Genomic DNA, 26,658 nt, shown 5'->3' with positions numbered 1-26,658 from the left:
GCAGTCCTATTCACTTTCCTGTTCGACCCCGGCTTGCGCCGGCGTTCACCGCAAAGCCCCCCGCGCCAACCAGCAGCACCGCGGCTGCGAGCCACAGTACCGGCGTAAACGATGCGTACCGCGCAACCAGCGGCGCCGCGACGAGCGGCCCCAGAATCTGCCCGATCCCGTACGACGCGGTCGCATAGCCCATCAGCCCGGCCGCGCGCTCGCCGTGCAGGCGTCGCGCCTCGCGCATCGCGAACAGCGTGATCGCGGTGAACGGCAGGCCGAGCAACGCACTGCCGACCGAGAATCCGGTCGCGTTCGGCCACACGATCCCGGCCACGATGCCGAGCGCCTGCGTCGCGCAGCCGGCCGCCAGCAGCAACCGGTTGTCCCAGTGCCCGGGCAGCCGCGCGGCCGAAATCGCACCGACGATCAGCGCCACGCCGAACATCGGCCAGAACAGGTCGGGCCACGGCGAACCGGCCGGCAGCGCGGCGCGCGCGATCACCGGCAGGAACGTCGCGGTGATGATGTAGCCGAAGCCCGGCGCCCCGTACAGCGCGACGAGCCACGCGGCGTCCGTGCGACGGCTTCGCATGCCGGAAGCCGGTGCCGTCGACGCTGCCGTCGCGCCGGCGGCCGCATGCGGCGCGGCGACGGATGGCGGTGCCGCATGCGCCGGCGCCGTGCCGAACGTGCGCCAGATCGCAACCGACAGCACGGCCGACAGCGCCGCGAAGCCCAGCCAGCCCGACGCCGCACGCTGACCGGCCAGCGCGCTGCCGATCAGCCCCGTCAGCACGATGCCGACACCGGGCCCCGCGTAGATCACGCCGCTCCACTCCGGCGCATGCAGCTCGACCAGACGCCGCAATCCCCATTGCGACACGAACACGAACGTCCACGCGCTGACGACGCCCGCGACGAAGCGCACCGCGAGCCACACGGGCAGCAGGTGGCCGACGCCCATCGCGGCCGTCAGCAGCACGGTGGTCACGAGCCCGAAGCGGACCATCCGCGCAGGCGCGACCCGCAGCGCCGCGCAACTGACCGCGCCGACAAAGTAACCCGCGTAGTTCGCCGATGCGAGCCAGCCGCCCGCCTTCAGGCCGATCGAGCCGTCGGCGAGCATCAGCGGCAACAACGGCGTGAACGCGAAGCGGCCGACGCCGAGCACGACGGCGAGACCGATCATGCAGGCCAGCGCGGCCGCGCGGGCACGGCGGTCGGCCTGATCTGACGAAAGCGCGCCGGCAGCGGCGGTCGGGGCATCGAAGCGGGACATGGCGGCAGCGGTCGGCACTCAGCGCGCCGGCCGGATCGGGAATCGGAATGCTTCCATCGTAGCTTGACCAAACGTTCTCGAAAAATGAATAATTGAGAATCGACTCATCCCTTGGAGAGAATCATGGATCTGGCCGCGCTGGCGATATTCCGGGCGGTCGTGCGCGAGAACGGCGTGACGCGTGCGGCGGCCAAGCTCAATCGCGTGCAGTCGAACGTCACGACGCGTATCAAGCAGCTCGAGGAAGAACTCGGCGCGGCGCTGTTCGTGCGCGACGGCCGTCGGCTGGTCCTGACGCCGGCCGGGCACACGCTGCTGCCGTATGCGGAGCGCCTGCTCGCGCTCGCCGATGAGGCGCGCGACGCCGTGCGCGAGGACACGCCGCGTGGCCGGCTGCGGCTCGGCACGATGGAAAGCACGGCCGCGAGCCGGCTGCCGACCATACTCGCGCACTATCACCACGCATGGCCCGATGTGTCGCTCGAACTGCAGACGGGCACGACGGGCTGGCTGATCGACCGGGTGCGCGACTTCGAGATCGATGCCGCGCTGTTCGCGCGCCCGCCCGAGCCGGGCACGCTGCCCGACACGTTCGAGACGGTGCCGATCTTCCGCGAGAATCTCGTGCTGCTGACGCCGCGCGGCCATCCGCCGGTACGCACGCCGCGTGACGTGATCCTGCCGACGCTGATCGCGTTCGAGCGCGGCTGCACGTATCGCAAGTACGTCGAGCGGTGGTATGCGGCGCATGGCGTGAAGCCAGCGCGCGTGCTCGAACTCGGCTCGTATCACGCGATCGTCGCGTGTGTCGCGGCCGGCGCTGGCGTTGCGGTCGCGCCGCGTTCGGTGCTCGACTTGCAGCCCGAGACCGGCAACATTGCCGCGCACGTCATCCCCGAACTGGAGGGCATCGACACGCTGCTCGCGTGGCGGCAGGGGTACGCGTCGGCTGCCCTCGCCGCGCTGCGCGATGCGCTCACGGAGGCCGTGCAGCGGCCTGCCGACGAGACGAAGCCACCGGTGACCGCGACAGCCTGACCCGTGTTCACGCGCCGCCGCATCGATCGACGCGCACAAACGAAACGACCCGACCGGCATCCGCCGATCGGGTCGTCTTTTAACTCATGCGATGCCGTCAGTGAAACGGCGTCGCATCGATGACGTGACGATCAGAGCCGCTCTTCGACCCAGCCCTTCACGCCGGCCAGCGCGCCCGGCAGGTTGGCCGGCTCGGTGCCGCCTGCCTGCGCCATGTCCGGCCGGCCGCCGCCCTTGCCGCCGACCTGCTGCGCGACGAAGTTCACGAGCTCGCCGGCCTTGACCTTCTTGCTCGCGTCCGGCGTGACGCCTGCGATCAGGCTGACCTTGCCGCCTTCGACGGCCGCCAGCACGATCGCCGCGCTCTTCAGCTTGTCCTTCAGCTTGTCGACCGTTTCGCGCAGCGTCTTCGCGTCGGCGCCGTCGAGCGTCGCGGCCAGCACGTACACGCCGCCGATTTCGATGGCCTGCTGCGCGAGCTCGTCGCCCTGGCTCGACGCGAGCTTCGACTTCAGCGCGCCCAGCTCCTTCTCGAGCGACTTCACCTGGTCCTGCACCTGCGCGATGCGTTGCGTGAGCTCCGACGGCTGCGCCTTCAGCGCGGCCGCGGCTTCGTTCACGCGCGCGTCGAGATCCTGCACGTAGCGCACCGCGTTGTCGCCGGTGATCGCCTCGACACGGCGGATGCCGGCCGCGACGCCGCCTTCGACGACGATCTTGAAGAAGCCGATGTCGCCGCTGCGGCTCACGTGCGTGCCGCCGCACAGTTCACGCGAGAAACCGAGGTCGAGCACGCGCACTTCGTCGCCGTACTTCTCGCCGAACAGCGCCATCGCGCCGCCCTTCACCGCTTCGTCGTACGGCATCACGCGCACGATGCCCGGCGCGTTGGCCAGGATCTCGTTGTTGACGATCTGCTCGACACGACGGATTTCGTCGTCGGTCATCGGCGCGTTGTGCGCGAAGTCGAAACGGGTCTTTTCCGCGTCGACCAGCGAACCCTTCTGCTGCACGTGCGCGCCGAGCACTTCGCGCAGCGCCTTGTGCATCAGATGGGTGGCCGAGTGGTTGCGCTGCGTGCGGGCGCGGCGATGCGCGTCGATTTCCGCGCGCAACACGTCGCCGACCTTCAGCGTGCCCTGCTCCAGCGTGCCGTGATGACCGATCACGTCGGCCTGCACCTTCAGCGTGTCGGCCACCGCAAAGCGCGTCGCGGCGTTCGCGAGCACGCCCTGGTCGCCGACCTGGCCGCCCGATTCCGCGTAGAACGGCGTGTGGTCGAGCACGACGACCGCATCCTGGCCGGTCTTCACTTCGTTGACCGACGAGCCGTCGACGTACAGCGCAACGATCTTCGCGTCGTCGAACGCGATTTCCTCGTAGCCGTGGAACGTGGTCTTCGCGCCCGTGTATTCGAGGCCCTGCGCGGCCTTGAACTTGCCGGCCGCGCGCGCCTGTTCGCGCTGGCGCGCCATCGCGTCGTCGAATGCCGGCTCGTCGACCGTCATCCCGCGCTCGCGGCACACGTCGGCCGTGAGGTCGAGCGGGAAGCCGTAGGTATCGTGCAGCTTGAACGCGAGCTCACCGTCGAGCACCTTGCCGCCCTTCGCTTCGACATCCGCCAGCGCGGCTTCGAGGATCGACATGCCGTGCTCGATCGTCTCGAAGAAGCGCTCTTCTTCCTGGCGCAGCACGTCGGTCACGCGCTGTTCGGCTTCCTTCAGCTCCGGATACGCGACGCCCATCTCGGCGACGAGGTCGGCCACCAGCTTGTGGAAGAACGAACCCTTGCGGCCGAGCTTGTAGCCGTGGCGGATCGCGCGGCGCACGATCCGGCGCAGCACGTAGCCGCGGCCTTCGTTGCCGGGAATCACGCCGTCGACGATCAGGAACGAGCACGCGCGGATGTGATCGGCGATCACCTTCAGCGAGTTGTTCGTGAGGTCGCTGATCTCGGTCACGCGCGCGGCGGCCTTGATCAGGTTCTGGAACAGGTCGATCTCGTAGTTGCTGTGCACGTGCTGCAGCACCGCGGCGAGACGCTCGAGGCCCATGCCGGTGTCGACCGACTGCTTCGGCAGGCGCGTCATGTTGCCCTGCGCGTCGCGGTTGAACTGCATGAACACGAGGTTCCAGATCTCGATGTAGCGGTCGCCGTCTTCTTCAGGCGATCCCGGCGGGCCGCCCCACACGTCCGGGCCGTGGTCGTAGAAGATTTCGGTACACGGGCCGCACGGGCCCGTGTCGCCCATCGTCCAGAAGTTGTCCGACGCGTAGCGCGCGCCCTTGTTGTCGCCGATGCGGATAATGCGCTCGGTCGGCACGCCGACTTCCTTCGCCCAGATGTCGTACGCCTCGTCGTCTTCCTGGTAGACGGTGACCCACAGCTTGTCCTTCGGCAGCTGGTAGACCGTGGTCAGCAGCTCCCATGCGAACTTGATCGCGTCGTGCTTGAAGTAGTCGCCGAACGAGAAGTTGCCGAGCATCTCGAAGAACGTGTGGTGGCGCGCCGTGTAGCCGACGTTCTCGAGGTCGTTGTGCTTGCCGCCCGCGCGCACGCTGCGCTGCGCCGTCGTGGCGCGCGAGTACGGGCGCGGATCCGTGCCGAGGAACACGTCCTTGAACTGGACCATGCCCGAGTTCGTGAACATCAGCGTGGGGTCGTTACCGGGCACGAGGCTCGACGACCGGACGATCGTGTGGCCCTTCGATTCGAAGAATTTGAGGAATTTCTCGCGGATTTCGGCAGCTTTCATGGCGTGCGGGGACAGTCTGGCAAAGACGGCTTCAAACGCCGGCGCCCTTGACGGGCGCGCGACGGCATGGATTCGGAAACGATCGATTATACGGGATCGGGGCCGGCTTCCGGGCAAAGCGCCGGCAAAGCGGCTCGGCCTTCCGGACGGGCCGGGTGGGCCACCCGGACGGCCGATTCGCCTTAAGATGCTCGGCATGCCAATCGGCCTTGCCTGACAAGGCAGGCCAGCCATGAAAGGAGACGATTCGACGATGGGTGCCCTGAGCCATATCCGCGTGCTGGACCTCACCCGCGTGCTCGCGGGCCCGTGGTGCGCGCAGACGCTCGCCGATTTCGGCGCGGACGTGATCAAGGTCGAGCGCCCCGGCGCCGGCGACGACACGCGTCACTGGGGGCCGCCGTACCTGAAGGACGCGGACGGCGCGGATACCGCCGAGGCCGCGTACTACCTCGCGGCGAACCGCAACAAGCGCTCGGTGACAATCGACATCGCGACGCCCGAAGGCCAGCAGATCGTGCGGGAACTCGCCGCGCAAAGCGACGTCGTGCTCGAGAACTACAAGGTCGGCCAGTTGAAGAAATACGGGCTCGATTACGACTCGCTGCGCGCGGTGAAGCCCGATCTCGTCTATTGCTCGGTCACCGGCTTCGGCCAGACGGGCCCGTACGCGCACCGTGCGGGCTACGACTTCATCGTGCAGGGGATCGGCGGCTTCATGAGCATCACCGGCGAGCGCGACGGCGAGCCGGGCGGCGGCCCGCAGAAGGCCGGCGTCGCGATCGCCGATCTCGCGACGGGCCTCTATTCGACGATCGCCGTGCTTGCGGCGCTCGCGCACCGCGACCGGACGGGCGAAGGCCAGTACATCGACATGGCGCTGCTCGACGTGCAGGTCGCGCTGCTCGCGAACATGAACACCAACTTCCTCGCGAGCGGCAAGCCGCCGGTGCGCTGGGGCAACGCGCATCCGAACATCGTGCCGTACCAGACGTTCCAGACGAGCGACGGCTGGATCATCGTCGCGGTCGGCAACGACGGGCAGTTCCGCAAGTTCGTCGAGGCCGGCGGCCGGCCCGAGCTGGCCGACGACGAGCGTTTCGCGACGAATCCGTCGCGCGTGCGCCATCGCGACACGCTGGTGCCGATCCTCGCGGAGATGGTGAAGGCGCGCGGCAAGGCCGACTGGATCGCCGTGCTCGAAGCGGCCGGCGTGCCGTGCGGGCCGATCAACGATCTCGACGAAGTGTTCGACAACGAGCAGGTGGTCGCGCGCGGGATGCAGGTGTCGCTGCCGCACCCGTGCGGCGCGGACGTGAAGCTCGTGCGCAACCCGATCCGGATGAGCGCGACGCCGCCCGACGCGCGCACGGCCCCGCCGCTGCTCGGCGCGCAGACCGACGACGTGCTGCGCGACATGCTCGGTTACGACGATGCGCGGATTGCCGCGCTGAAGGCGAAACAGGCAATCTGACGCGTCAGGCTCGCGCGGTGGCGCTCGCCCGCCTACCGCGCGAGCGCGTCGAGCCAGCCGCGGGCGGCCGGCCAGTCGCCGAGCCCGCTGTCCGCATTGATGTGGCCGCGCGGGCCGATCTCGCGGAGTTCACTGCCCCACGCGTGTGCGCAACCGCGCGCGAATGCGAGCGAACCGTACGGGTCGTCGCTGCTCGCGACGACGCAAGTCGGAAATGGCAACCGCTCGTGCGGCACCGGGCCGAAGCCGTGCGCGTCGGCCGGAAACGCCGGCCCGGCGGGATCGGGCAACGCGACGAGCAGCGCACCGCGTACTTTCGCGAGCGCAGCCGGGCGCGCATAGCGCGTCGCCCACCATGCGGTGGTCAGCGTGCCGAGGCTGTGGCCGGCAATCAGTACGGGGCCGCCCGCGGCTTCGACCGCACGGTCGAGCGCGAGACACCAGCCGTTGCGGAACGCGTGGTCCCAGTCGGGCATCGCGATTCGCGAAAAGCGCGCGTCGGCACGCTCCCAGCGGCTCTGCCAGTGAAGCGGGCCGGAATTGCCGTAGCCCGGCAGGACGAAAACGAAGGGGTCGCTCATGGAGGATTCGTCGACGATTGGAATCGTGATGTGGCGTCGACGAAGTGTCGCACACCCTCCTCTCCCTGATGCTGCCTGTCAAAAACCGGGGATGTGCGTGAAATTCATGCGGGTCGTGACGCGCTCGGACCGGCGTCACGACCGGCCGGCGTTCAGCGGCACCCGCGTCGCGGGCGCCCGCCGGCTTCGATCAGCGGACGCCGGCGCCGACCAGGCCGCCTGCCGCCGCACCGGCGACGGTGCCGACCGGGCCGCCCGTGATCAGGTAGCCGAGCGCGCCGCCCGCGGCCGCACCGATACCGGCATTACGTTGCGTATGCGTCATCGCGCATGCGCCGAGTTGCGACAGGGCCGCGACGATCACCGCGGTGCGAACGAGAAAAGTGGTCTTCTTCATCATGGTTATTGGCTTCCTTCCGCCCGGAAAAAAATACGAATGGCGGCGTTGTATCGGTAAAGCCATCATAGGAAAACCCGAACGGCGCGGGCAATCCGATTTACGTCGTGTTACAGCCGACACACACTCGATATATTGCGGTACGCATCGCGAACGCACGGTGCCGGACCCGCAAGCCGCGCGGGACGGACCCCGGTCAGGTAGAATTACAGGATTAAACCGGCGCGACGCGCCGACACAACCTGACGCCAACCGCATGAGCACCGAACGCAACGACGCCCCCGCGGCTTCCAATTTCATCCGCAACATCATCGACGACGACAACCGCACCGGCAAATGGAGCGGACGCGTCGAGACGCGCTTCCCGCCCGAGCCGAACGGCTATCTGCACATCGGCCATGCGAAGAGCATCTGCCTGAACTTCAGCGTCGCGCGCGACTACGGCGGCGTGTGCCACCTGCGCTTCGACGACACGAACCCGGAAAAGGAAAGCGTCGAGTACGTCGACTCGATCGTCGACGCGGTGCGCTGGCTCGGTTTCGACTGGCGCAAGGACGCGGTCGATCATCAGTATTTCGCGAGCGACTACTACGACAAGCTGTACGAGTTCGCCGAGCTGCTGATCAAGCGCGGCAAGGCGTATGTCGACAGCCAGAGCGCCGATGAAATGCGCGCGAACCGCGGCTCGCTGACGGAAGGCGGCAAGCCGTCGCCGTTCCGCGAGCGCACGCCGGAAGAAAACCTCGACCTGTTCCGCCGCATGAAGGCCGGCGAGTTCAAGGAAGGCGAGCACGTGCTGCGCGCGAAGATCGACATGGCTTCGCCGAACATGAACATGCGCGACCCGGTGATCTACCGGATCCGCTACGCGCACCACTACCGCACCGGCGACGCGTGGTGCGTGTATCCGATGTATGACTACACGCACTGCATCTCGGATGCGCTCGAAGGCATCACGCATTCGCTGTGCACGCTCGAATTCGAAGATCACCGGCCGCTGTACGACTGGGTGCTGAACGAACTCGCGGAAGCCGGCATGTTCACGCGCCCGCTGCCGCAACAGATCGAATTCTCGCGCCTGAACCTCACGTACGCGATCACCAGCAAGCGCAAGCTGCTGCAGCTCGTCACCGAAGGTCACGTCGACGGCTGGGACGACCCGCGGATGCCGACGATCGTCGGCGTGCGCCGTCGCGGCTTCACGCCGGAGAGCATTCACCTGTTCTGCGAACGGATCGGCGTAACCAAGATCGATTCGTGGATCGACATGAGCATCTTCGAAGGCGCGCTGCGCGACGACCTCGACGACAAGGCCGCGCGCACGGTCGCGGTGCTCGATCCGCTGAAGCTCGTGATCGACAACTATCCGGAAGACCTCGAGGAAGCATGCACGGCGCCCGTGCATCCGCATCACCCGGATCGCGGCGTGCGCACGTTCCCGATCTCGCGCGAGCTGTGGATCGAGCGCGAGGATTTCGTCGAGAACCCGCCGAAGGGCTATTTCCGCCTGTTCCCGGGCAACAAGGTGCGCCTGCGCTACGGCTACGTGATCGAATGCACGGGCTTCGACAAGGACGCCGACGGCAACGTGACGGCCGTGCACTGCAACTACTTCCCGGACAGCAAGTCGGGCACGGAAGGCGCGAACACGTACAAGGTCAAGGGCAACATCCACTGGGTCAGCGCGAAGCATGCGCAGCCGGCCGAAGTGCGGATCTACGACCGCCTGTTCAAGGAGCCGCACCCGGACGCCGGCGGCGCGAACTTCCTCGAAGCGCTGAATCCCGATTCGAAGAAGATCGTGCAGGCTTATCTGGAGCCGGGTAACGGCGACATCGCACCGGAAACGCGCCTGCAGTTCGAGCGCCACGGCTACTTTGTTGCCGACCGTGTCGATTCGAAGCCCGGCAAGCCGGTGTTCAACCGGATCGTCGGGCTGCGCGACAGCTGGGGCAAGCCGGCCTGACGGCCCGCTCCGCACGTGGCGGGCGGCTTCGACAGCCACCGTCGCGTGACCATGAAAAAACCGGCCCGAGGGCCGGTTTTTTTATTGCGTGCATCGAAGCGGAACACGGCCACGAACGCGGCCCCGCCTGTTCACCCGCCCGACAATCGCCGATGCAGCTCCACCAGCGACAGCTTCGTGCGAAACAGCCGCGCAAGGCTGCGGCTCGCATACGCGTCGAGGTCGCCCGGCACGGTCCAGCGGTACGCATCCATCTCGGGAATCATCGAGCCGTCGCGACGGCTCGGGAACAGCGACGTGCACGTGCAGTGCGCGGGATCGATCTCGCCGTCGGCCACCCGCACCGCGAACAGGTGCAGGTCCTTGTCGTGCCGGTACGCAAAGCGACCGAGATCGAGCAGCCTGGCCGGCGCGAATTCGATGCCGGTTTCCTCCAGCAGCTCGCGCAGCGCGGCGTCGACCGGCGTCTCGCCAGGCTCGCCCTGCCCCTTCGGGATGTCCCAGTGCGAGGTATCCGTCGCATGCGCGAGGAACACGCGACCGGCAGCATCGAGGATCACGACGCCGCACGACACCGTGCGCGGCGCGCCGCCCCGCCTCATCACACGCGTGCTCAGTGCTTCTGCAGCTGCCACTTGCCCGCGGCCGTCTTGCAGTAGACGGGCTTGAGCGTCATCGTCTGGCCCTTCGCGGTGATGTCGGTGGCGATTTCGCGGCAGGTCTTGCCGTCGCTCTCGGACGTTGACGGCGTGAGCTTCGCATCGATCTGCGTGCCGCGGCCGCTGCTCTGCCACGTCGTGGTCTCGCCGTCCTTGCCTTCGTCGCGTACCTGCTCGGCGGCCTTCGCGAGCGACGCGCGGTCGGTCTTGCTGAAGTAGCTGAGCGGCGTGTCGCTCAGGAAGTTCAGGTTGTTCTGCGCGTGGGCAGGCAGCATCGCGGCTGCGCACGCGGCGCCGGCCAGCACACGCGTGACGACGGAAAGGGATGCACGCATCGACATGTTGTTCTCCTTGGATGTTCGATCGAACGGCGCGGTGCATGCCGGCGAACCGGGGGCCGGCCCTCCGGCACGCACCGCGCCCGTCAGCGAGCGAGGATAGCATGCGTGCTGCAACGAACGTCTTCTAGTGCCCTGCCGGCGCGGCCGTCTGCTGATATCCGTCAGTCAGCGTGCCGAGGAATGCGATCACGTCCTTGATCTCGGCCGCGTTCAGCGCCGGCTGCTCGCCACGCTTGCGGTCGAACGGCGCTTCGCGGTTGATGTTCGGCCAGTAGCGCTTCGGCAGGTCGTCGTAAATCTGAACCTTGCCGTGCACGACCGGGTAGAACTTCTCCGGATGGATGTCGCGCTCGACGTAGAAGCGCATCACGTCCTCGAGCGTGTGATAGACGCCATTGTGGAAGAAGGTCTTGCGCAGCGCGACATTGCGCAGCGACGGTGTGCGGAACAGCCCGCAGAATTCGTCACGGCCCTTCAGGTCGGTGCGCTCGGGGCCGCACGCGCCGAGATCGTGGAAGCGCGGGTCGCGGTTGACGGGCAGCGCGCGGTTGCGCGGCACCGCGATCGCGATCAGCCCGAAATCGCTGAACTGCGGCGGCGTGCCGTCGAGCGCACGCTGGCTGATGTGGCAGCTCGCGCAATTGCCCTTCTTCTCGTCGTTGAACAATTGCAGCCCGCGCAGTTCGGCCGGCGTGAGCTGTGCATGGCCTGCGAGATACGCGTCGTACTTGCTCGTGTACGGCGAGAACAGTTCGGGCGTCTGCTCGAAGGTTTCAAGCGCGCGCAGCACGGCCTTGAACGTGGCCGCATCGTCGTCGAGCACCTTCACGCCGAACACCGCGCGGAACTCGTCCGCATACGGCGCGGCCTTCACGGCCTGCGCGACCTTCGCGGGCGAACTGTTCATCTCGAACGGCGAAGTCAGCGGAATGCGCGCCTGCTCGGCGCCCGTATCGACGCGGCCGTCCCACGTGAGGCCGCCCGTCGGGCCTGCATCGACGCTCTCGTCGCCTTCGTCGTCGGAATCGTGGAAGTGCTCGGTGAACTGCGGCACGCCCTGCAGGTACTTCAGCGACGGCACCGCGCGAAAGCCGGGATGCTTCATGTCATCGCCGCCCAACTGCACGGCCAGCGCATTGGGCGGGCCGAACGCGTGATCGGGGCTGTGACACGACGCGCACGCGAGCTTGCCGGAACCTGACAGCGTAGGGTCGAAGAAAAGTTGCTTGCCGAGCGCCGTCATCCGGCGCACGCCTTCGTAAACTTGCGCGCGCGTCTGCGGCTGGTTCGTCGCGACCACGGCGCCGTTCGCGGCAACCGTTGCGGACGCAACCAGATTCGCGGCGCCCGACGCACTCGCCGCGCTCGCGGCCGGTGTGGCCGGCGTACCGGCACCGGGCTGTCCGTCACAGCCGGCAAGGGTGACGAGCGTGGCGGCCAGCGCAAACGCGCCGGTGAGATGCAGCCACGAACGCGCGAACGCGCCGGCTGTCGGTTGGCGAGGCTTCATCGATTCGTCGGAAAGTAGGTTCAGGAGCGGCCGGAGTTTATGTCAGCCGCATGACCATTGCATGACGACTCGCCGACAGCTAATCGAAAGGACGCCTACACCCGCCTGTCAAATCGCACCCTCAAAATGCGTGCAGCCGGACATGCCACGGTCACCTCGCGAACCGGCGGTACACGAATGCGCCGGTTCCCCACGCGACAAGAGAGAGATAGAGAGTACAACGGATGAAAAACCACGCCTGGATTCGCTTTACACCGATCGCCGTTGCGGCGGCGGCCGCCCTCACCGCCTGCGGCGGCGACGACGTGCAGCAGCAAGGCCTGTCGACGGTGAAGAACGTCGTCGTGATCTATGCGGAAAACCGCAGCTTCGACAACCTGTACGGCAACTTCCCGGGCGCGAACGGCCTGCAGAACGTGACCGCGGCCAGCGCACAGCAGAAGGACCGCAACGGCCAGCCGCTCGCGACGCTGCCGAAGGTCTGGGGCGGCCTGACCGCGAAGGGCGTGACGCCCGCCGTGACGGAAGCGATGACGGCGAACCTGCCGAACGCGCCGTTCGCGATCGACGACCCGAGCGGTTTCAACACGCCGATGAGCGTGACGACGCGCGACCTGTATCACCGCTTCTACGAGAACCAGATGCAGATCAACGGCGGCAAGAACGACATGTTCGCCGCATGGGCCGACTCGGGCGGCCTCGTGATGGGCCATTACACGCCCGACGCGACGAAGCTGCCGCTGTGGAAGATCGCGCAGCAGTTCACGCTGGCCGACAACTTCTTCATGGGCGCGTTCGGCGGCTCGTTCCTGAATCACCAGTATCTGATCTGCGCATGCGCGCCGTTCTACGCGAACGCGGACAAGAGCCCGGCCGCCGGCTCGATCTCGGCCGTCGCCGCCGACGGCAAGTCGCTGCAACTCGCGACCAACTCGCCGGCGTCCGCGCTCGACGGCATTCCGAAGTTCGTGAACTCGGGCAACCTGACGCCGGACTTCTACGCGATCAACACGATGCAGCCGCCGTATCAGCCGAGCGGCAACAAGGCCGCGTCGGGCGGCGATCCGAACCTCGCCGACCCGTCGGCCGCGTCGACGATGCCGCCGCAGTCGCAGCAGAACATCGGCGACCTGATGACCAGCGCCGGCGTGTCGTGGGCGTGGTACGGCGGCGCGTGGAACCAGGCGCTGCAGGCCGCGCAGAGCGGCACGGCGAACGTGATCTACGGCCCGAACATGACGGCGCCGAACTTCCAGCCGCACCACCAGCCGTTCAACTACTACGCGAACCAGGCACCGGGCAGCACGAGCCGCGCACAGCACTTGCTGGACGGCGGCACCGACGGCAGCGAGTTCATCAAGGCAATCGACGCGGGCACGCTGCCGCAAGTCGCGTTCTACAAGCCGCAGGGCAACCTGAACGAACACGCGGGCTACACGGACGTGTCGAGCGGCGACCAGCACATCGCGAACGTGATCGCGCACCTGCAGGCGAGCCCGCAGTGGAAGAACATGGTCGTGGTCGTCACGTACGACGAAAACGGCGGCTTCTGGGATCACGTGTCGCCGCCGAAGGGCGACCGCTGGGGCCCGGGCACGCGTATTCCGGCACTGATCGTGTCGCCGTTCTCGAAGAAGGGTTTCGTCGACCACACGCAGTACGACACCGCGTCGATCCTGCGCTTCATCACGCGCCGCTTCTCGCTGCCGCGCCTCGCGGGCCTGCAACAGCGCGACGACGCGCTCAAGGCGAACGGCGGCCAGCCGATGGGCGACCTGACCAACGCACTGGCGCTGTCGCCGAACCTGTAACGGCATCGCGACGAACGGGCCGGCGTCAGCGCCGGCCCGAACGTACAAAGGGCGGCCTCCTGGCCGCCCTTTTCTCATCGGTACGCGCGTGCGTTACCAGCCGTACTTCAGCTCGACGCCGGCGTAATCGGCGTTGTGCCCGCCCGCCTGCCGGATCGCATCGCCGACCTGGAAATGCACGGCCTCGATCGCACCGATCAGGTTCGCGGCGATCGTCCAGTCCGCACGCAGCTGCACGTACATCCCCGTCCACAACCCGCCCTTGCCTGCCGTGCCCGGCACGACCGCGTTGCCCTGCTGGTAGACCGCGTCGCCGGTCGTCTCGCGCCACTGGAAACCGAGCGCGCCAAGCAGCGACAGGTTCGACGACGGCTTCAGCGTCACGGACGGCTTCACATGGATCAGGTTCGAGTAGCCCGTGAAGCCGGCCAGCGTGAAGTAATAGCCGTTCGGAAACAGCGGATTGAAGGTGCCGACACGGCCGTCGTGCGGATGCCGGTCGCCCGACGCCGCATCGACCTGCAGCGCGACGCGCGGCGACCACGGCGCGTCGAGCCGGTAGCCGGCGATCGAGCCCACCGCCCATGCCCGGATCGAGCTGCTGCCGACCGTGCCCGTCTGCAACATCGTTTCGAGGTCCCAGTCGAAGCGGCCCTGCGTACCGGTATAACGCAGGTCCCATACGTCGCGCCGCTCGGCGCCGCTCGCATCGAGAAAGCGCGCATTGCTGCGGTTGTAGCGCGACCAGTAGCCCGACAGGTCGCCGGGCCCGACCGACTGCCGCTCGAAGCGCACGCCGCTGAACGTGAGATCGCGGTTCGACACGTCGTCGAACGCGGACACGGTGCGGTTCTGCACCGGCTGCGTCGCGTATCCGATGAAGCGCCACTTCTGGTACTCGTAGTCGGCCCACACCGCATCGAACGCCTGCCGCACGTTCGGGCCATCGCGCGCGGCGATGAAGCGCTGCAAGTCGAACGCCATCTCCTGCCGGCCGACGCGGAACTTGAACGTGCCGCCGCCGAGCGCCCCCGTGTAGGTCGCGAACGCCTGTTCGAGATCGAGCGGGTTCTTGTCGACGGGCGTAATCGTGTTCTTGCCGAATGCGCGGTCGTCCTGCAACTGCACGAAGAACTGCCAGTGCTGGCCGAGATGCGCGTCGGCATGCACTTCGACGCGCTGGATCAGGTAGGTATCCGATTGCGCGGAGCCGATGCCGAACAGCGGCGCGTCGTTGGTCTCGAGGCGCTCGCGCAGGTTCACGCCGAGCGACAGATAGGAGGCCGGATCGTTGCCGAGCGGGATGTATTTCAACCCGTCGAGCGGCGCGCGCGGCACGCATGGATTCGCGAGCACCGACCAGTCTTCCTGCCAACGGTTGAACAGCACGGTCGGCCGCTTGGCCGTGCAGGTCGCGGCGGGCGTGCTGCCGGCCGCCGCCGGTGGCGCCGCGGTTTCCGCGTACGCCGCATCGGCGCCCGCGAGCAGCAGCCCCGCGACGACCGACGCGCGGGCAACCCGGTCGAGGCGCCCCATCCGTGGCATCGCCGGATGCCGGGTCGCACCCGTCCGGCCGCGTGCATCCGTCCGACCCGCTCGCCCTTCGCGGTGATGCGGCAGCCATCCGCGCCGGGCGATCATGCGTGCTCCTGCGCGGTGTTGCGGGCGGCCATCCCCGCGCAAGCCGCCAGCACCGCGAGCGCACCGGCCGGTGCAAGCAGCGCCCAGAACCCGATATGCCGAAAACCCAGCGCACCGGCCGACGCGCCGAGCGCGAACGCGACGATCGCCGGCCACATCTTCGCGAAGCGCGCGCGTGCAGCGCTGCGCACGCTGTCGGACGTGCCGGCGGACAGCAGATCGACGACGTCGAGGATCGCCTGCGTGACATTGCCGGTCATCACCGTGTTCGGCACGCCGGCCCGCGCGATCACGCGCGGATGGGCGTTCTGGATGCCCATCGCGAACGTGCCGACGATGCCGGCCAGCAGCACCGGCAGGCTGTCGGATTGCGTGACGGGCGACGCCCACACGCCGGCCGCACAGAACCCGAGCAGCAGCACGCCCTGGACCGCATGGAGCGCACGCGCGCCCTGCCATGCAGGCCGCCCGGAATACGCGCGTGCGATCAGGCTGCTCGCGACGACGCCGCACACGAACGCGGGAAACACGCTGAGCTTCAGCAGGATGCCCTGGCCGAACCCCGCGGCGCCGGCGCCGATCAGCACGAAGTTGCCGGTCACGTGTGCGGTGAACAAGCCGAACAGCGCGACGAAACTCAGCGTGTCGACGAAGCCGGCCACCGCGGCAAGGATCGTGTCTTCGTGCTTCATCGTGCCGCGCCCGCGTGGATCTCGGCGACGTAGCCGCCCGGGAACTGGACCATCGCCGCGTCACGCCCGTCCGCCGTGTACGACGGCACGAGCACGTTCACGCCCGCGGCCTGCGCCTTCTTCAGCGTCGCGGCCAGATCCGGCACTTCATAGCCGGTCATCTCGTGCCCGTACGGATAAGGCAGATGGCCATCCGTCACGAGCACGGTCATCTTGCCGAAGCCCGACGTGATGCGAATACGGCGATAGGTGTCGTTCGGCCGGCCGATCTCGATGCCGGGCGCCTTGAGATCGTCGGACACCACCTTGCCGTTCGAGAACTTGACGAAATCATGGACGAACTTGCGCACGCTCTGCGGCGACACATACACGCGATTCTCGGGGATCGTCTGCAACGCGTCGTACTTCGGTGCCTGCGTGTGCCAGTAAAGCTGCATCTTCACGCCGCCCGTCCATGCGATCACCGCGTCGCGGCCGATCGGATCGGGGAAGGTGTCGACGATCACTTCCGCGCCGTGCTCGCGCGCCACCTTCATCGCCGCGTCCATGTCGGTGACGAGATACCCCGTGCGCTCCGCGCCGAACGGCCAGGGCGTGGGCGTCTTGAAGCCGAACACGGAGATCGTGCCGGACGGCGTGAAAACGAGTTGCGACATCGTCTGGCTCGGGGTCGGCGTGACCTGGAACACGCCCTGCTTCGACTTGCTGCCGCCGAAGGTCGCGACGAAGCTGTCGGCGAAGCGATCGAAATCCTCGGGCGCCACGTACACGTGCGTCGTGTCGTATTGCGGCCCGACGGCCAGCGTCGGCGTAGCGGCCGGCGGCACGGGCGGCTTCGCATACGCCGCCGGCGCCGCGACGAGGCCGGCGGCGATCGTCAGCGCGAGCAAGGCGGAACGAATCGTTTTCATGACTGGATTTCCTTGTTGTTTCATCGTCATCGAGTGGTACGACCATCTTCGGCCGTGTGCTGCGCATCGGCGAGCAGCGTCGCGAGCACGAGTGCGGCGATCAGCCCGAGATGCTCGAAAAAGCTGTTGAGCGTCATGAAGCGTTCGGCGCCCGTGTGGTTCCAGAAATCGTTCGCCACCACCATCGCGACGAACGTCAGCATGGCGAGGGCGCCGGCGCCGAGCCACGTGAAGCGGCGAAACACCACGCACAGAGAACCGCCGATCTCGACCGCGATCGCGAGCGCCGCCCACAGCGCGGCCGGATGCAGGCCGAAGTGCGCCTGCTCGGCAACCGCGCCGTCGAAATCCAGCGCCTTCGCGACCCCGCCGATCAGATAGGCCGACACCAGCGCGAGTCGCACGAGCGGCAGGACCCAGGGCTGCGCCAGCAGCGCATGGACCCATGCCGGATTGTCGACGCCGCCGCGGTTGGTCGAGGTGGCCATGTCAGACCGCCCAGCACGAACAGCCGAACGCGCCCCAGAAGCCCTTCGCGTCCGACGTCGGCAATGCGCTACCCCACGCGCCCGCGTGCGCATGCTGGTGCACGTTGCACGCGTTCGCGCAACCGCACATCGCGGCGGCGGCCGCACGCTGCAGCGGTGCGCCGCTGCGCTGCGTCGCGCCCCAGCCGCCGTAACCGCCAAACTCGCGCACCGGCGACCAGTCCGGCATCGCGGGCGGAATCGGCGCATCGTGCGATGCGAATGGGCCCGCGCCCCATACGATCTTGCCGCCCACCACGGTCAGCAGCGCGGTCGTGTCGGCGATATCGTCTTCAGCGCACGCGAAGAAATCGCGATCCGGGACCACCAGGTCGGCAAGCTGCCCGACCGAGATACGCCCTTTCTTGCCTTCCTCGTTCGAGAACCACGTCACGTACTCGGTCCACATGCGCAGCGCGGTCTCGCGATCGAGCAGATTGCGTTGCGGATACATGCGCAAGCCACCGACCGTCTTGCCCGTCACGAGCCATGCGAGCGACACCCACGGGTTGTACGACGCGACGCGTGTCGCATCGGTACCGGCCGATACCTTGAGCCCCCTGTCGAGCATCTTTGCGACAGGCGGCGTCGCTTCGGCCGCCTGCGCGCCGTAGCGCTCGACGAAGTATTCGCCCTGGTACGCCATCCGGTGCTGCACCGCGATGCCACCGCCCAGCGCCGCAATCCGGTCCATCGACTTTTCGGAAACGGTTTCCGCGTGATCGAAGAACCAGTTCAGGCCTTCGAGCGGGATATCCTTGTTGACCTTCTCGAACACGTCGAGCGCGCGGCTGATCGTTTCGTCATAGGTCGCATGCATGCGCCACGGCCAGCGGTTCTGCGCGAGCACGCGCACGACACCTTCGAGATCGTCTTCCATCTGCGCCGGCAGGTCCGGGCGCGCGACACGGAAGTCCTCGAAGTCGGCCGCCGAAAACACCAGCATCTCGCCCGCGCCGTTGTTGCGGAAATAGTCGGTGCCGTCGTGATACTTCGTGCTCTTGGTCCAGTTCACGAAGTCTTCCTTCTCCGCGTTCGGCTTCTGCGTGAACAGGTTGTAAGCAATCCGGATCGTCATCTCGCCCGCGTCATGCAGCTTGCGGATCACTTCGTAATCGTCGGGGTAATTCTGCGAACCGCCACCCGCATCGATCACGCCGGTCACGCCGAGACGGTTCAGTTCGCGCATGAAGTGGCGTGTCGAGTTGTACTGGTATTCGAACGGCAGCTTCGGCCCCTTCGCGAGCGTCGCGTACAGGATCGTCGCATTCGGGTTCGCGAGCAAGAGCCCGGTCGGGTTGCCCGCGGCGTCGCGCAGGATCGTACCGCCCGGCGGCTCGGGCGTGTCTTTCGTGTAGCCGACCACGCGCAGCGCTGCCGCGTTCAGCAGCGCACGATCGTACAGGTGCAGGATGAACACCGGCGTATCGGGCGCGGCCGCGTTGAGTTCCTCGATCGTCGGCAGACGTTTCTCGACGAATTGGTGTTCGGTGAAGCCGCCGACCACGCGTACCCACTGCGGCGCGGGTGTAACAGCGACCTGCCGCTTGAGCATCTCCATCGCGACCGCGAGCGACGGCACGCCATCCCAGCGCAGCTCCATGTTGTAGTTCAAACCACCGCGAATCACGTGCGTATGGTTGTCGATCAGACCCGGCAGCACGGTGCGGCCGGCCAGGTCGACGACCTTCGTCGCACGGCCGGCAAGCGGCATGACGTCCGCGTTGCCGCCGACCGCGACGAAACGGCCGTCCTTGATCGCGACGGCGGTCGCGACCGGGTTCGCACGATCGAGCGTCGTGATGCGCCCGTTATGCAGGATGAGATCGGGTTGAGTGTCGGTAACGCTCATCAATGTGTCCTCGATGCAATCAGAAGCCGAGCCAGTGACGGACCGGTGCGACGGCCGCAACGCCGATCAGCATGCCGGCCAGCCCGACCAGCGCAATCAGCGGCGGTGCGGGCGAGCGCACCTTGATCACGCTGTACACGACGCCGATCAACGCGCCAGCGCCCAATGAAACAACATACGATTCCATGTGCTCCCTCCCGACTCGATTAGAATGACCCGCATTGCCGCTCACCCGGGCGCCGTGCACCGGCCGCGCGATCCGCCGCCGACTCCGCTTTGCTTCACTGCCACGCTTCCCACCCATGCAACAACTTCCCGATCTCGAAGCCTGGGCCATCTTCGCGCGCGTCGCGGAGACCGGTTCGTTCGCCAAGGCCGCCGACCTGCTCGGCATCACGCAACCGACCGTGTCGAAAGCGATCGCGCGCCTCGAAAAACGCCTGGGCTCGATGCTGCTGTACCGCACGTCGCGCAAGCTGTCGCTCACGCCGACCGGCGAACTGCTGCGCGATCGTGCGATCCGGCTGCTCGCCGACGCCGAGCTGATCGAAGGCGAGGCATCCGCGCACGCGCTCGAACCGCACGGCCTGGTGCGCGTGAACGCGCCGATGTCCTACGGCCTGTGCAATCTCGCACCGTTGTTGCCCGCGTTTCTCGAGCGTTATCCGCGCGTCGACGTCGACCTCGTGCTGACCGACAACTTCGTCGACATCGTGTCCGGCGGCTTCGACATCGCGATCCGGATCGCCGAACTGAACGATTCGTCGCTGCGAGCACGCCGCCTGTGCGCGGTACGCCGGCCGCTCGTCGCATCGCCCGCCTATCTCGACCGGCACGGCCGGCCGACCCATCCCAGCGAGCTCGACCAGCACGTGTGCCTGACCTACACGAACATCCCGACACCCGAGTACTGGCGCTTTCGTCATACAACATCGGGCGACGAATTCGGCGTGCCGGTGCGCGGGCGCATCCGCGCCAACAACGCCGACGTCCTGTGTCCCGCGCTGATCGCCGGTCACGGTCTCGCGTTGCAGCCGGCGTTCCTGGTGTGGAATGAGTTGCAAAGCGGCGCGCTCGAGGAAGTGATGCATGACTGGAAAATTCCGGATATCAACGTCAACCTCGTCACGCCGCCCGGCATGCTGCGGGCGGCGCGTGTGACGGCCTTGCTCGACTTTCTCGTCGAGCATCTGACACACGCGCCGTGGGCGCTGCCGCCCGTTTGACCCTGCGGCGGCAGGCGGCCCGTTACTTCGCCGGAACCGCCGCGAGCGACTCGTGCGGCGTCGCGGTACGCGGCGCGGTCTTGTGGACCATCGTGTATGCGTAGTCGACACCCATCCCGTACGCGCCCGAGTGTTCCTTCGCGATCGCCATCACGGCGTTGTAGGTGTCGCGGCGCGCCCAGTCGCGCTGCCACTCGAGCGCAACCTGCTGCCACGTGACCGGCACGACGCCGGCCTGGATCATCCGCTGCATCGCGAAGTCGTGCGCGTCCTTCGACGTGCCGCCCGATGCATCGGCGACCATGTAGATCTCGTAGTCGCCTTCGAGCATCGCGCAGAGCGCGAACGTCGTGTTGCAGACTTCGGTCCACAGGCCCGACACGATCACCTTCTTGCGACCGTTCGCGGCCAGTGCGTCGCGCACCTTCTGATCGTCCCACGAGTTCATCGACGTACGTTCGAGCGTCTTCTGGTTCGGGAATACGTCGAGCAGTTCGGGGTAGGTATAGCCCGAGAAGCTGTCGCTTTCGACCGTCGTGATCGTGGTCGGGATGTTGAATGCCTTCGCGGCCTTGGCGAGCCCGACGACGTTGTTCTTCAACGTCTGGCGATCGATCGACTGCACACCGAATGCCATCTGCGGCTGCTGGTCGATGAAGATCAACTGGCTGTTCTGGGGAGTGAGGACTTCAAGCTTGGGGTTGCTCATGGCGCGAATCATCCTTTGGACAGGAAACGTTTAAGGCTTGCCTCGACCGGGATGGCAGAGGAGCCGGCTGTGCGTTGCCCCGGATTTGCGTCTTCCGGTTGCAGCCATTTAATCGGAAAAGTCGCGGAGTGAACATCCAAGAAACGGAATGGATCGAATTCCGAAAGAGGGGTCTCTTCAAGGGCTATCCGCCCTTTTTTTCCGCACGTAAACCCGATACGCTTCCAGCACATTGAAGGCGCGCCCTTCGCCCCGATCAGCCTACCACGAGAGGTTTTCATCATGAAACCGTATTTTCTGTCGCTGTTCGCCGGCATCCTCGCCGGCGTCATCTATGGCGCACTCGGCGTGAATTCGCCAGCGCCGCCGATCATCGCGCTCGTCGGCCTGCTCGGCATGCTGGCCGGCGAGCAGATCCTGCCGCTCGCGCGCCGGATGCTGTCCGGCTACCGGCTGAATACCGCATGGCGCGACGCGCAGTGCAGCCAGCACATGTTCGGCACGCTGCCGGGCGGTGCCGCAAACGACCGCAAGCCGTCGTGATGCAAGGCTCATGACCAACGTCGAACTGTTTCATTACCTGCTGCTGTTGATCTGCGGCGCAGGCGCGCTCACGTGGCTCGCCGAACGCATCTCGATTCCACCGGCCGTCGTGCTGCTGCTCGGCGGCTGCGTGGTCGCGATCGCCGGCAAGCGCGTGCCCGACATGGACCCGGCACTGCTGCTCGCGGCCGTGCTGCCGCCGCTGCTGATGTCGAGCGGGTTCTACACCGCGTGGAAGGAATTCCGGCAGGAGCTCGCATCGATCGCGTCGCTCGCGCTCGGCGCGGTGGCGTTCACGACCGTCGCGGTCGCGGTGGCCGTGCATGCGGCCAACCCGTCGCTGCCGTGGGCCGCGTGCTTCACGCTCGGCGCGATCGTGTCGCCGCCCGACGCGGTCGCCGCCAAGGCGATCCTGCAGCGCCATCCGCTGCCCGCGCGGCTCGTCGCGGTGCTCGAAGGCGAAAGCCTCGTCAACGACGCATCGGGCCTGCTGCTGTACCAGATGGCCGTGTCGGCCGCGCTCGCCGTGTCGATCACGACCGCGAGCGCCACCGGCCTGTTCTTCTCGCTCACGTTGATCGGCATCGCGGTCGGCCTCGCCTGCGGCCATGCGATGTGCTGGGTGCTGCCGCGCCTGCGCGATCCGATGCTCGGCATCGTCGTGACCTTCGCGATGGCGTGGGGCAGCTACGGGATCGCTGAAGCCGTCGACGGCTCGGGCGTGTTGTCGGTCGTCACCTGCGGCCTGGTGCTCGGCGTGCGCCAGCATCGCGTGTTCGACGCCGACATGCGGATCAAGGCGAAGGCAACGTGGGAAGCGATCGTGTTCGTGCTCGACGCGCTTGTGTTCATCCTGATCGGTCTCGCGCTGCACGCGATCCTCGCGCGCGTGAACCACGAAGGCGCGGTGCTGATGGCCGGCCTGCGCGTCGCGCTGCCCGCGACGGCCGCCGCGATTGGCGCGCGCGTCGTGTGGGTGTTCGTCGCGATGTGGCTGCCGGGCCGCCTGCGCGCGCCGCGCGCGGGCCACGCACCGTGGTCGTGGCGCGAGGCCATCGTGCTCGGCTGGTCGGGCATGCGCGGCGTCGTGAGCCTCGCGGCCGCGATCGCGCTGCCGAGCAACTTCCCCGGCCGCGACCTGATCCTGTTCAGCACGTTCCTGCTGATCATCGCGACGCTCGTCGTGCAGGGCGGCACGCTCGCGCCGCTGATCCGCGTGCTGAAGCTGCGCCCTGCCGCACGTCACACGATGTCCGAGCACGCGGTGCGCGCGCATACGTTCGGCGCGGCGCTCGCCGAACTCGATGCGCGCGAGCAACGCGGGTCGGATCTCGAACGCCAGTCGCTCGACCGCCTGCTCGCCGAATACCGCAACCGCGTCACGTTCAACGAACGCGCGCATCGGCAAGGCGCCGCACCGGCCGGCGTGCGCGCGCGCATGCTGCGCGTCGAACTCGAACTCGTCGGCGTGTCGCGCCAGGCTTTGCTCGACCTGCATCGCGACGGCAAGGTCGACGATGCCGTGCTGCACCGGATCGAATCGGAGCTCGATTTCGAGGAACTGCGGCTGCAGCGGCTGCTCGAACCGTAACGTCCGGCCCCGCCGCCGGCCCTCCCCCTTTACCCTATGGAACTGCAATGAGCGAACTGTCCGTCGAAGCGAGCATCGGCTCGGTCGATTTCCTCGTCCACTTCAGCGATGGCGTGCACCAGTGGCGCGCCGACGAACCGGCGTCGCTCGGCGGCGGCGATGCGGCACCGACGCCCGTCGCGCTGCTGCTGTCGAGCCTCGGCGCATGCACCGCGATCACGCTGAAGATGTACGCGCAACGCAAGGGCTGGCCGCTCGCCGAAGTGCACGTAAAGCTCGCGCACGAATCGGGCAGCGCGGGCAGCACGATCGTGCGCCGCATCACGCTCGACGGCGAGCTGACCGGCGAACAGCGCGAGCGCCTGCTGCAGATCGCGAACGCGTGCCCGGTTCACAAGATCCTCACGCATCCGATCACGATCGACACGGCGATCGCCTGACGCTTTCCGCATCGACCACGAGAATCCCCACCATGTCCGCATCGATCAAGACCCTGCTCACGCCGCGCGAAAGCGACATCGGCAACCTCGTCGTGCGCCGCGTGCTCCCCGCGCGCGCCGCGCGCCTCGTCGGCCCGTTCATCTTCTTCGACGAAATGGGCCCGGCCGTGCTGCCGGCCGGCCGCGGCATCGACGTGCTGCCGCATCCGCACATCGGGCTCGCGACCGTCACCTACCTGTTCGACGGCTCGCTGATGCATCACGACAGCCTCGGCTTCCGGCAGAAGATCGTGCCGGGCGACGTGAACTGGATGACGGCCGGCCGCGGCATCGTGCATTCGGAACGCTCGCCCGACGAAGACCGCCCGCACGATCAGCCGGTCCACGGGATCCAGACCTGGGTCGCGCTGCCGGTCGAGCATGAAGACACCACGCCCGCATTCGTTCACCACGCGGCCGACACGCTGCCGTCGTTCACGCGCGACGGCGCGAACGTGCGCGTGATCGCGGGCACCGCGTTCGGGCTCACGTCGCCGGTCGCCGTGTTCTCGCCGACTCTTTATGCGTATGCGGAATTCACGCCGGGCGGGCAACTCGCGCTCGATGCAGAACACGACGAGCGCGGCGTGTATCTCGTCGACGGCGATCTCACCGTCGACGGCACGCCGCTCGCTCCCGCGACGATGGCCGTGCTCGAACCGGGCGCGACCGTGGCGCTCGCCAGCGCGAACGGCGCGCGCGTGATGCTGCTCGGCGGCGCACACCTGCCGGGCGAGCGGTTCATCGAATGGAATTTCGTGTCGAGCACGCGCGCGAAGATCGACGCCGCGCGTGCCGCGTGGGCCGATCAGACGTTCGGCAAGGTGCCGGGCGAAGAGAACGAATGGACGCGCCAGCCAGAACGCAAGGCGCACTAGGCAATAGGCAGATCGCCCGCAACGACGCGACGGCCGGCATGCATGCCGGCCGTCGTGCGTTTACGGCTTCAATCCCATCAATTTCGCAAGCGTCGGCCAGCGGTCGAGCGACTCGATAAACGCGCGGCGCGCCTGTTCGTCGACATAACGTTCGGGATCGAGCGCGGGCAGATGCCGCGCGAGACCGCGCACGTCGTTCGGCTGCGACAGGCGATCGCCGTCGCCATCGCCGGGGGGAATTACTGTTCGTCGATCCATACGCCGTCCGGAGTTTTCACCGCGTAGCCCGCGGCCGTCTGCATCGTCACCGTGCCTTCGTTCTCGCCGACCATGCGCGTGCGCGGCAGGTCCGCCGCGTATTGCGCGAGCGTCGTGCCCGGCTTGAACGGGCTGTTCGACACCAGGTTCGACATCAACTGCGACAGCGCGAGGAAGCTGGCCGGCTGGTCGATCACGGTCGTCGCGCCGTGGTTGCCCGCGAAGCCGACGAGCCGCACACCGACCGGCCCGTGCACGACGCGCGGCGTCGGGATTTCGCGCAGGCCCGCAACCTGGTTCTTGTCGCCGCGCAGCGCGGCGCCGTGCTCGGGCACGAACACGATCACCGCGCGGCGGCCCGACTGCGCGATCAGGTCGGCGAGCCGGTCGAAATCGTTCATCAGCTTCGTCGCGCGCTGCGGATACGAGTCGATGCTCGTCAGCGAGCTACCGACGACCCGGTTGCCGTCATGCAGGCTGATCGTGTTGTAGTACAGCGCGACCGGCCCCGGCACCGACGCGCGCTGCGCGTACCAGTTCGCGAGCGTCGAATAGTCGTCCTTGATCGCCGAGCCGTCGAACGCGTGCATCGCGACGGGCGCGGCCGTATTCGAGATCATCGGCGCATCGGCCACGCCGATGTTGTCGTGGATCACCTGCAGGAAGTTGTCGAAATGGCCGTCGTGGTTCAGCAGCGACTGCACCGAGTAGCCGGCGCGCGCCAGTTGCGAGAACAGGTAGCACTGCTGCTGCGCGGGCTTGTACAGGTCGGCATGCGCCTCCTGTCCGCAGCTCGCGCGCAGCACGCGGATCGCCGCCGGGCCGCTGTAGCTCGCGGCCGTGCTGAAGTTCGTGAACAGGTAGTCGAAGTGGTTCAGCATCGGATGGTTGCGCACCTTCGCCGCATCGAGGTCGTCCCACGACAGCGAGCAGACGTGCAGCACGATCACGTCGAACTGCGCGGCCGGATCGTTGCCGAGATGGCCGAACGCGACCTGCCGCTGCGACTCCTGGGCGCGGAACGTCGCGAGCGCCGCGTTGTGGTCCTCGGGCTGGTCGGCGCGCGTGGCATCCGTCAGGTTCGCCTGCTGCTGGGCCGGCGCGACGACGCGCGCCATCAACCCGCTGCCGGCCTGCCACACCGGCATCACGATCAGCACCGCCATCACGAACGTCGCGACGCGCAACCAGCGGTTGACGATGAAATAGACGATCAGCGCGCCGACGACCGTCAATACCAGCAACGGCGGCAGCAGGCGCGGCAGCAGCTCCATCCAGTAGTCGAGGCGGAACGTGCTCACTTCGCGCGCGGCGTCGACGAGACGCGCGAGCGGCGGCGCATGCATCTCGCGTGCGAGCAGCGGCACCGCGATCGCGATCGCCACGACCTGCCGGACGATGCGCCACGCGCGCTGCCGGATCGGCGCGCTCGCGACGAGCGCCACCGCGAACGCGAGGTTCGCGAGCCAGAACGGCTGCAGGTGCCCGGTCGCGAACAGCGCGAACTTCAGGATGAAATACAGATTCCAGAACGTCATCTAACCC

26 protein-coding genes are annotated in these 26,658 nt (G+C 67.4%); 9 read left to right on the top strand and 17 right to left on the bottom strand.

Going from position 1 to position 26,658, the window contains the following annotated elements; genetic code table 11:
* Positions 1 to 10: 10 nt before the first annotated feature.
* On the bottom strand, positions 11 to 1,273 hold the full coding sequence (locus tag KEC55_RS07030) for a YbfB/YjiJ family MFS transporter (protein ID WP_282507299.1): 1,263 nt from the start codon (positions 1,271 to 1,273) through the stop codon (positions 11 to 13).
* A gap of 123 nt (positions 1,274 to 1,396) precedes the next feature.
* On the opposite strand from KEC55_RS07030, the gene KEC55_RS07025 reads away from it, so the two are divergent.
* The gene (locus tag KEC55_RS07025; protein ID WP_282507298.1) at positions 1,397 to 2,311 is read left to right on the top strand and encodes a LysR family transcriptional regulator; all 915 of its coding nucleotides are present in this window, start codon (positions 1,397 to 1,399) and stop codon (positions 2,309 to 2,311) included.
* Positions 2,312 to 2,442: 131 nt separating this feature from the next.
* On the opposite strand, the gene alaS is transcribed toward KEC55_RS07025, so the two are convergent.
* Positions 2,443 to 5,067, bottom strand: coding sequence for an alanine--tRNA ligase (gene alaS, locus KEC55_RS07020; RefSeq protein WP_282507297.1), 2,625 nt, complete (start codon positions 5,065 to 5,067; stop codon positions 2,443 to 2,445).
* Between the two features lie 253 nt (positions 5,068 to 5,320).
* On the opposite strand from alaS, the gene KEC55_RS07015 reads away from it, so the two are divergent.
* Entirely contained in the window at positions 5,321 to 6,541 is a 1,221-nt protein-coding gene (locus KEC55_RS07015) for a CaiB/BaiF CoA transferase family protein (RefSeq protein ID WP_176047104.1), read from the top strand.
* 32 nt (positions 6,542 to 6,573) lie between these two features.
* Here KEC55_RS07015 and KEC55_RS07010 read toward each other — a convergent pair whose 3' ends face one another.
* Together KEC55_RS07010 and KEC55_RS07005 are read right to left on the bottom strand one after the other, a co-directional pair.
* Complete coding sequence (locus KEC55_RS07010) at positions 6,574 to 7,122, bottom strand: RBBP9/YdeN family alpha/beta hydrolase (RefSeq protein ID WP_282507296.1); 549 nt, start codon at positions 7,120 to 7,122, stop codon at positions 6,574 to 6,576.
* A 190-nt stretch (positions 7,123 to 7,312) separates the two neighbouring features.
* A complete protein-coding gene (locus KEC55_RS07005; protein ID WP_006497729.1) occupies positions 7,313 to 7,522 on the bottom strand; it encodes an ornithine acetyltransferase in 210 nt (69 codons plus the stop codon).
* Positions 7,523 to 7,775: 253 nt separating this feature from the next.
* Here KEC55_RS07005 and KEC55_RS07000 point away from each other — a divergent pair, with 253 nt between their 5' ends.
* Positions 7,776 to 9,485, top strand: a complete 1,710-nt coding sequence (locus KEC55_RS07000) for a glutamine--tRNA ligase/YqeY domain fusion protein (protein ID WP_176047102.1) — start codon at positions 7,776 to 7,778, stop codon at positions 9,483 to 9,485.
* Positions 9,486 to 9,616: 131 nt separating this feature from the next.
* On the opposite strand, the gene KEC55_RS06995 is transcribed toward KEC55_RS07000, so the two are convergent.
* The 3 genes from KEC55_RS06995 to KEC55_RS06985 form a co-directional block, all read right to left on the bottom strand.
* Positions 9,617 to 10,087 (bottom strand): NUDIX hydrolase, encoded by a 471-nt coding sequence (locus KEC55_RS06995; RefSeq protein WP_282507496.1) that lies wholly within the window; start codon positions 10,085 to 10,087, stop codon positions 9,617 to 9,619.
* 11 nt (positions 10,088 to 10,098) lie between these two features.
* On the bottom strand, positions 10,099 to 10,485 hold the full coding sequence (locus KEC55_RS06990) for a hypothetical protein (protein WP_282507295.1): 387 nt from the start codon (positions 10,483 to 10,485) through the stop codon (positions 10,099 to 10,101).
* A gap of 124 nt (positions 10,486 to 10,609) precedes the next feature.
* Positions 10,610 to 11,995: a cytochrome c peroxidase gene (locus KEC55_RS06985; protein ID WP_282507294.1), complete on the bottom strand. Its 1,386-nt coding sequence runs from the start codon at positions 11,993 to 11,995 to the stop codon at positions 10,610 to 10,612.
* Positions 11,996 to 12,219: 224 nt separating this feature from the next.
* On the opposite strand from KEC55_RS06985, the gene KEC55_RS06980 reads away from it, so the two are divergent.
* Positions 12,220 to 13,806, top strand: a complete 1,587-nt coding sequence (locus KEC55_RS06980; RefSeq protein WP_282507293.1) for an acid phosphatase — start codon at positions 12,220 to 12,222, stop codon at positions 13,804 to 13,806.
* Positions 13,807 to 13,899: 93 nt separating this feature from the next.
* On the opposite strand, the gene KEC55_RS06975 is transcribed toward KEC55_RS06980, so the two are convergent.
* The 6 genes from KEC55_RS06975 to KEC55_RS06950 all read right to left on the bottom strand — a co-directional run bounded on the left by KEC55_RS06975 (position 13,900) and on the right by KEC55_RS06950 (position 19,616).
* On the bottom strand, positions 13,900 to 15,351 hold the full coding sequence (locus KEC55_RS06975; RefSeq protein ID WP_282507495.1) for an alginate export family protein: 1,452 nt from the start codon (positions 15,349 to 15,351) through the stop codon (positions 13,900 to 13,902).
* Positions 15,352 to 15,443: 92 nt separating this feature from the next.
* On the bottom strand, positions 15,444 to 16,139 hold the full coding sequence (locus KEC55_RS06970; RefSeq protein WP_282507292.1) for a YoaK family protein: 696 nt from the start codon (positions 16,137 to 16,139) through the stop codon (positions 15,444 to 15,446).
* A complete protein-coding gene (locus KEC55_RS06965) occupies positions 16,136 to 17,050 on the bottom strand; it encodes a glyoxalase (RefSeq protein ID WP_282507291.1) in 915 nt (304 codons plus the stop codon). Before KEC55_RS06965 ends, KEC55_RS06970 begins: the two co-directional genes overlap by 4 nt.
* Positions 17,051 to 17,076: 26 nt before the next feature.
* Positions 17,077 to 17,538 (bottom strand): DoxX family protein, encoded by a 462-nt coding sequence (locus KEC55_RS06960; protein WP_282507290.1) that lies wholly within the window; start codon positions 17,536 to 17,538, stop codon positions 17,077 to 17,079.
* 1 nt (position 17,539) lies between these two features.
* Complete coding sequence (locus tag KEC55_RS06955; RefSeq protein ID WP_282507289.1) at positions 17,540 to 19,429, bottom strand: amidohydrolase; 1,890 nt, start codon at positions 19,427 to 19,429, stop codon at positions 17,540 to 17,542.
* Positions 19,430 to 19,448: 19 nt separating this feature from the next.
* The gene (locus KEC55_RS06950) at positions 19,449 to 19,616 is read right to left on the bottom strand and encodes a DUF1427 family protein (protein WP_282507288.1); all 168 of its coding nucleotides are present in this window, start codon (positions 19,614 to 19,616) and stop codon (positions 19,449 to 19,451) included.
* Between the two features lie 115 nt (positions 19,617 to 19,731).
* On the opposite strand from KEC55_RS06950, the gene KEC55_RS06945 reads away from it, so the two are divergent.
* Positions 19,732 to 20,655 (top strand): LysR family transcriptional regulator, encoded by a 924-nt coding sequence (locus KEC55_RS06945; RefSeq protein WP_282507287.1) that lies wholly within the window; start codon positions 19,732 to 19,734, stop codon positions 20,653 to 20,655.
* Between the two features lie 22 nt (positions 20,656 to 20,677).
* Here KEC55_RS06945 and KEC55_RS06940 read toward each other — a convergent pair whose 3' ends face one another.
* Together KEC55_RS06940 and KEC55_RS06935 are read right to left on the bottom strand one after the other, a co-directional pair.
* A complete protein-coding gene (locus KEC55_RS06940) occupies positions 20,678 to 21,364 on the bottom strand; it encodes a hydrolase (RefSeq protein ID WP_282507286.1) in 687 nt (228 codons plus the stop codon).
* A gap of 8 nt (positions 21,365 to 21,372) precedes the next feature.
* Positions 21,373 to 21,648, bottom strand: coding sequence for a hypothetical protein (locus tag KEC55_RS06935; protein WP_282507285.1), 276 nt, complete (start codon positions 21,646 to 21,648; stop codon positions 21,373 to 21,375).
* Between KEC55_RS06935 and KEC55_RS06930 the strand changes: the two genes are divergently transcribed.
* From KEC55_RS06930 to KEC55_RS06915, 4 genes are read left to right on the top strand one after another with little or no spacing between them, the layout of a single operon-like run.
* The gene (locus tag KEC55_RS06930; RefSeq protein ID WP_282507284.1) at positions 21,647 to 21,907 is read left to right on the top strand and encodes a XapX domain-containing protein; all 261 of its coding nucleotides are present in this window, start codon (positions 21,647 to 21,649) and stop codon (positions 21,905 to 21,907) included. The two genes, KEC55_RS06935 and KEC55_RS06930, sit on opposite strands and share 2 nt — an antisense overlap.
* 10 nt (positions 21,908 to 21,917) lie before the next feature.
* Entirely contained in the window at positions 21,918 to 23,498 is a 1,581-nt protein-coding gene (locus KEC55_RS06925) for a cation:proton antiporter (protein ID WP_282507283.1), read from the top strand.
* A 47-nt stretch (positions 23,499 to 23,545) separates the two neighbouring features.
* Entirely contained in the window at positions 23,546 to 23,938 is a 393-nt protein-coding gene (locus KEC55_RS06920; protein ID WP_282507282.1) for an OsmC family protein, read from the top strand.
* Between the two features lie 32 nt (positions 23,939 to 23,970).
* Complete coding sequence (locus tag KEC55_RS06915; RefSeq protein WP_282507281.1) at positions 23,971 to 24,855, top strand: pirin family protein; 885 nt, start codon at positions 23,971 to 23,973, stop codon at positions 24,853 to 24,855.
* Positions 24,856 to 24,915: 60 nt separating this feature from the next.
* Here KEC55_RS06915 and KEC55_RS06910 read toward each other — a convergent pair whose 3' ends face one another.
* Positions 24,916 to 25,113 carry a hypothetical protein gene (locus KEC55_RS06910; RefSeq protein ID WP_282507280.1) on the bottom strand — a complete coding sequence of 66 codons (198 nt, stop codon included), beginning with the start codon at positions 25,111 to 25,113 and terminating at the stop codon, positions 24,916 to 24,918.
* The gene (bcsG, locus tag KEC55_RS06905; RefSeq protein WP_282507279.1) at positions 25,095 to 26,651 is read right to left on the bottom strand and encodes a cellulose biosynthesis protein BcsG; all 1,557 of its coding nucleotides are present in this window, start codon (positions 26,649 to 26,651) and stop codon (positions 25,095 to 25,097) included. Before bcsG ends, KEC55_RS06910 begins: the two co-directional genes overlap by 19 nt.
* Positions 26,652 to 26,658 lie beyond the last annotated feature (7 nt).

It is taken from the genome of Burkholderia cepacia, from assembly GCF_029962485.1.
GTDB lineage: Bacteria > Pseudomonadota > Gammaproteobacteria > Burkholderiales > Burkholderiaceae > Burkholderia.
Note: the sequence above shows the minus strand (reverse complement) of the source record. Positions and strands in the feature narration are given on the sequence as shown.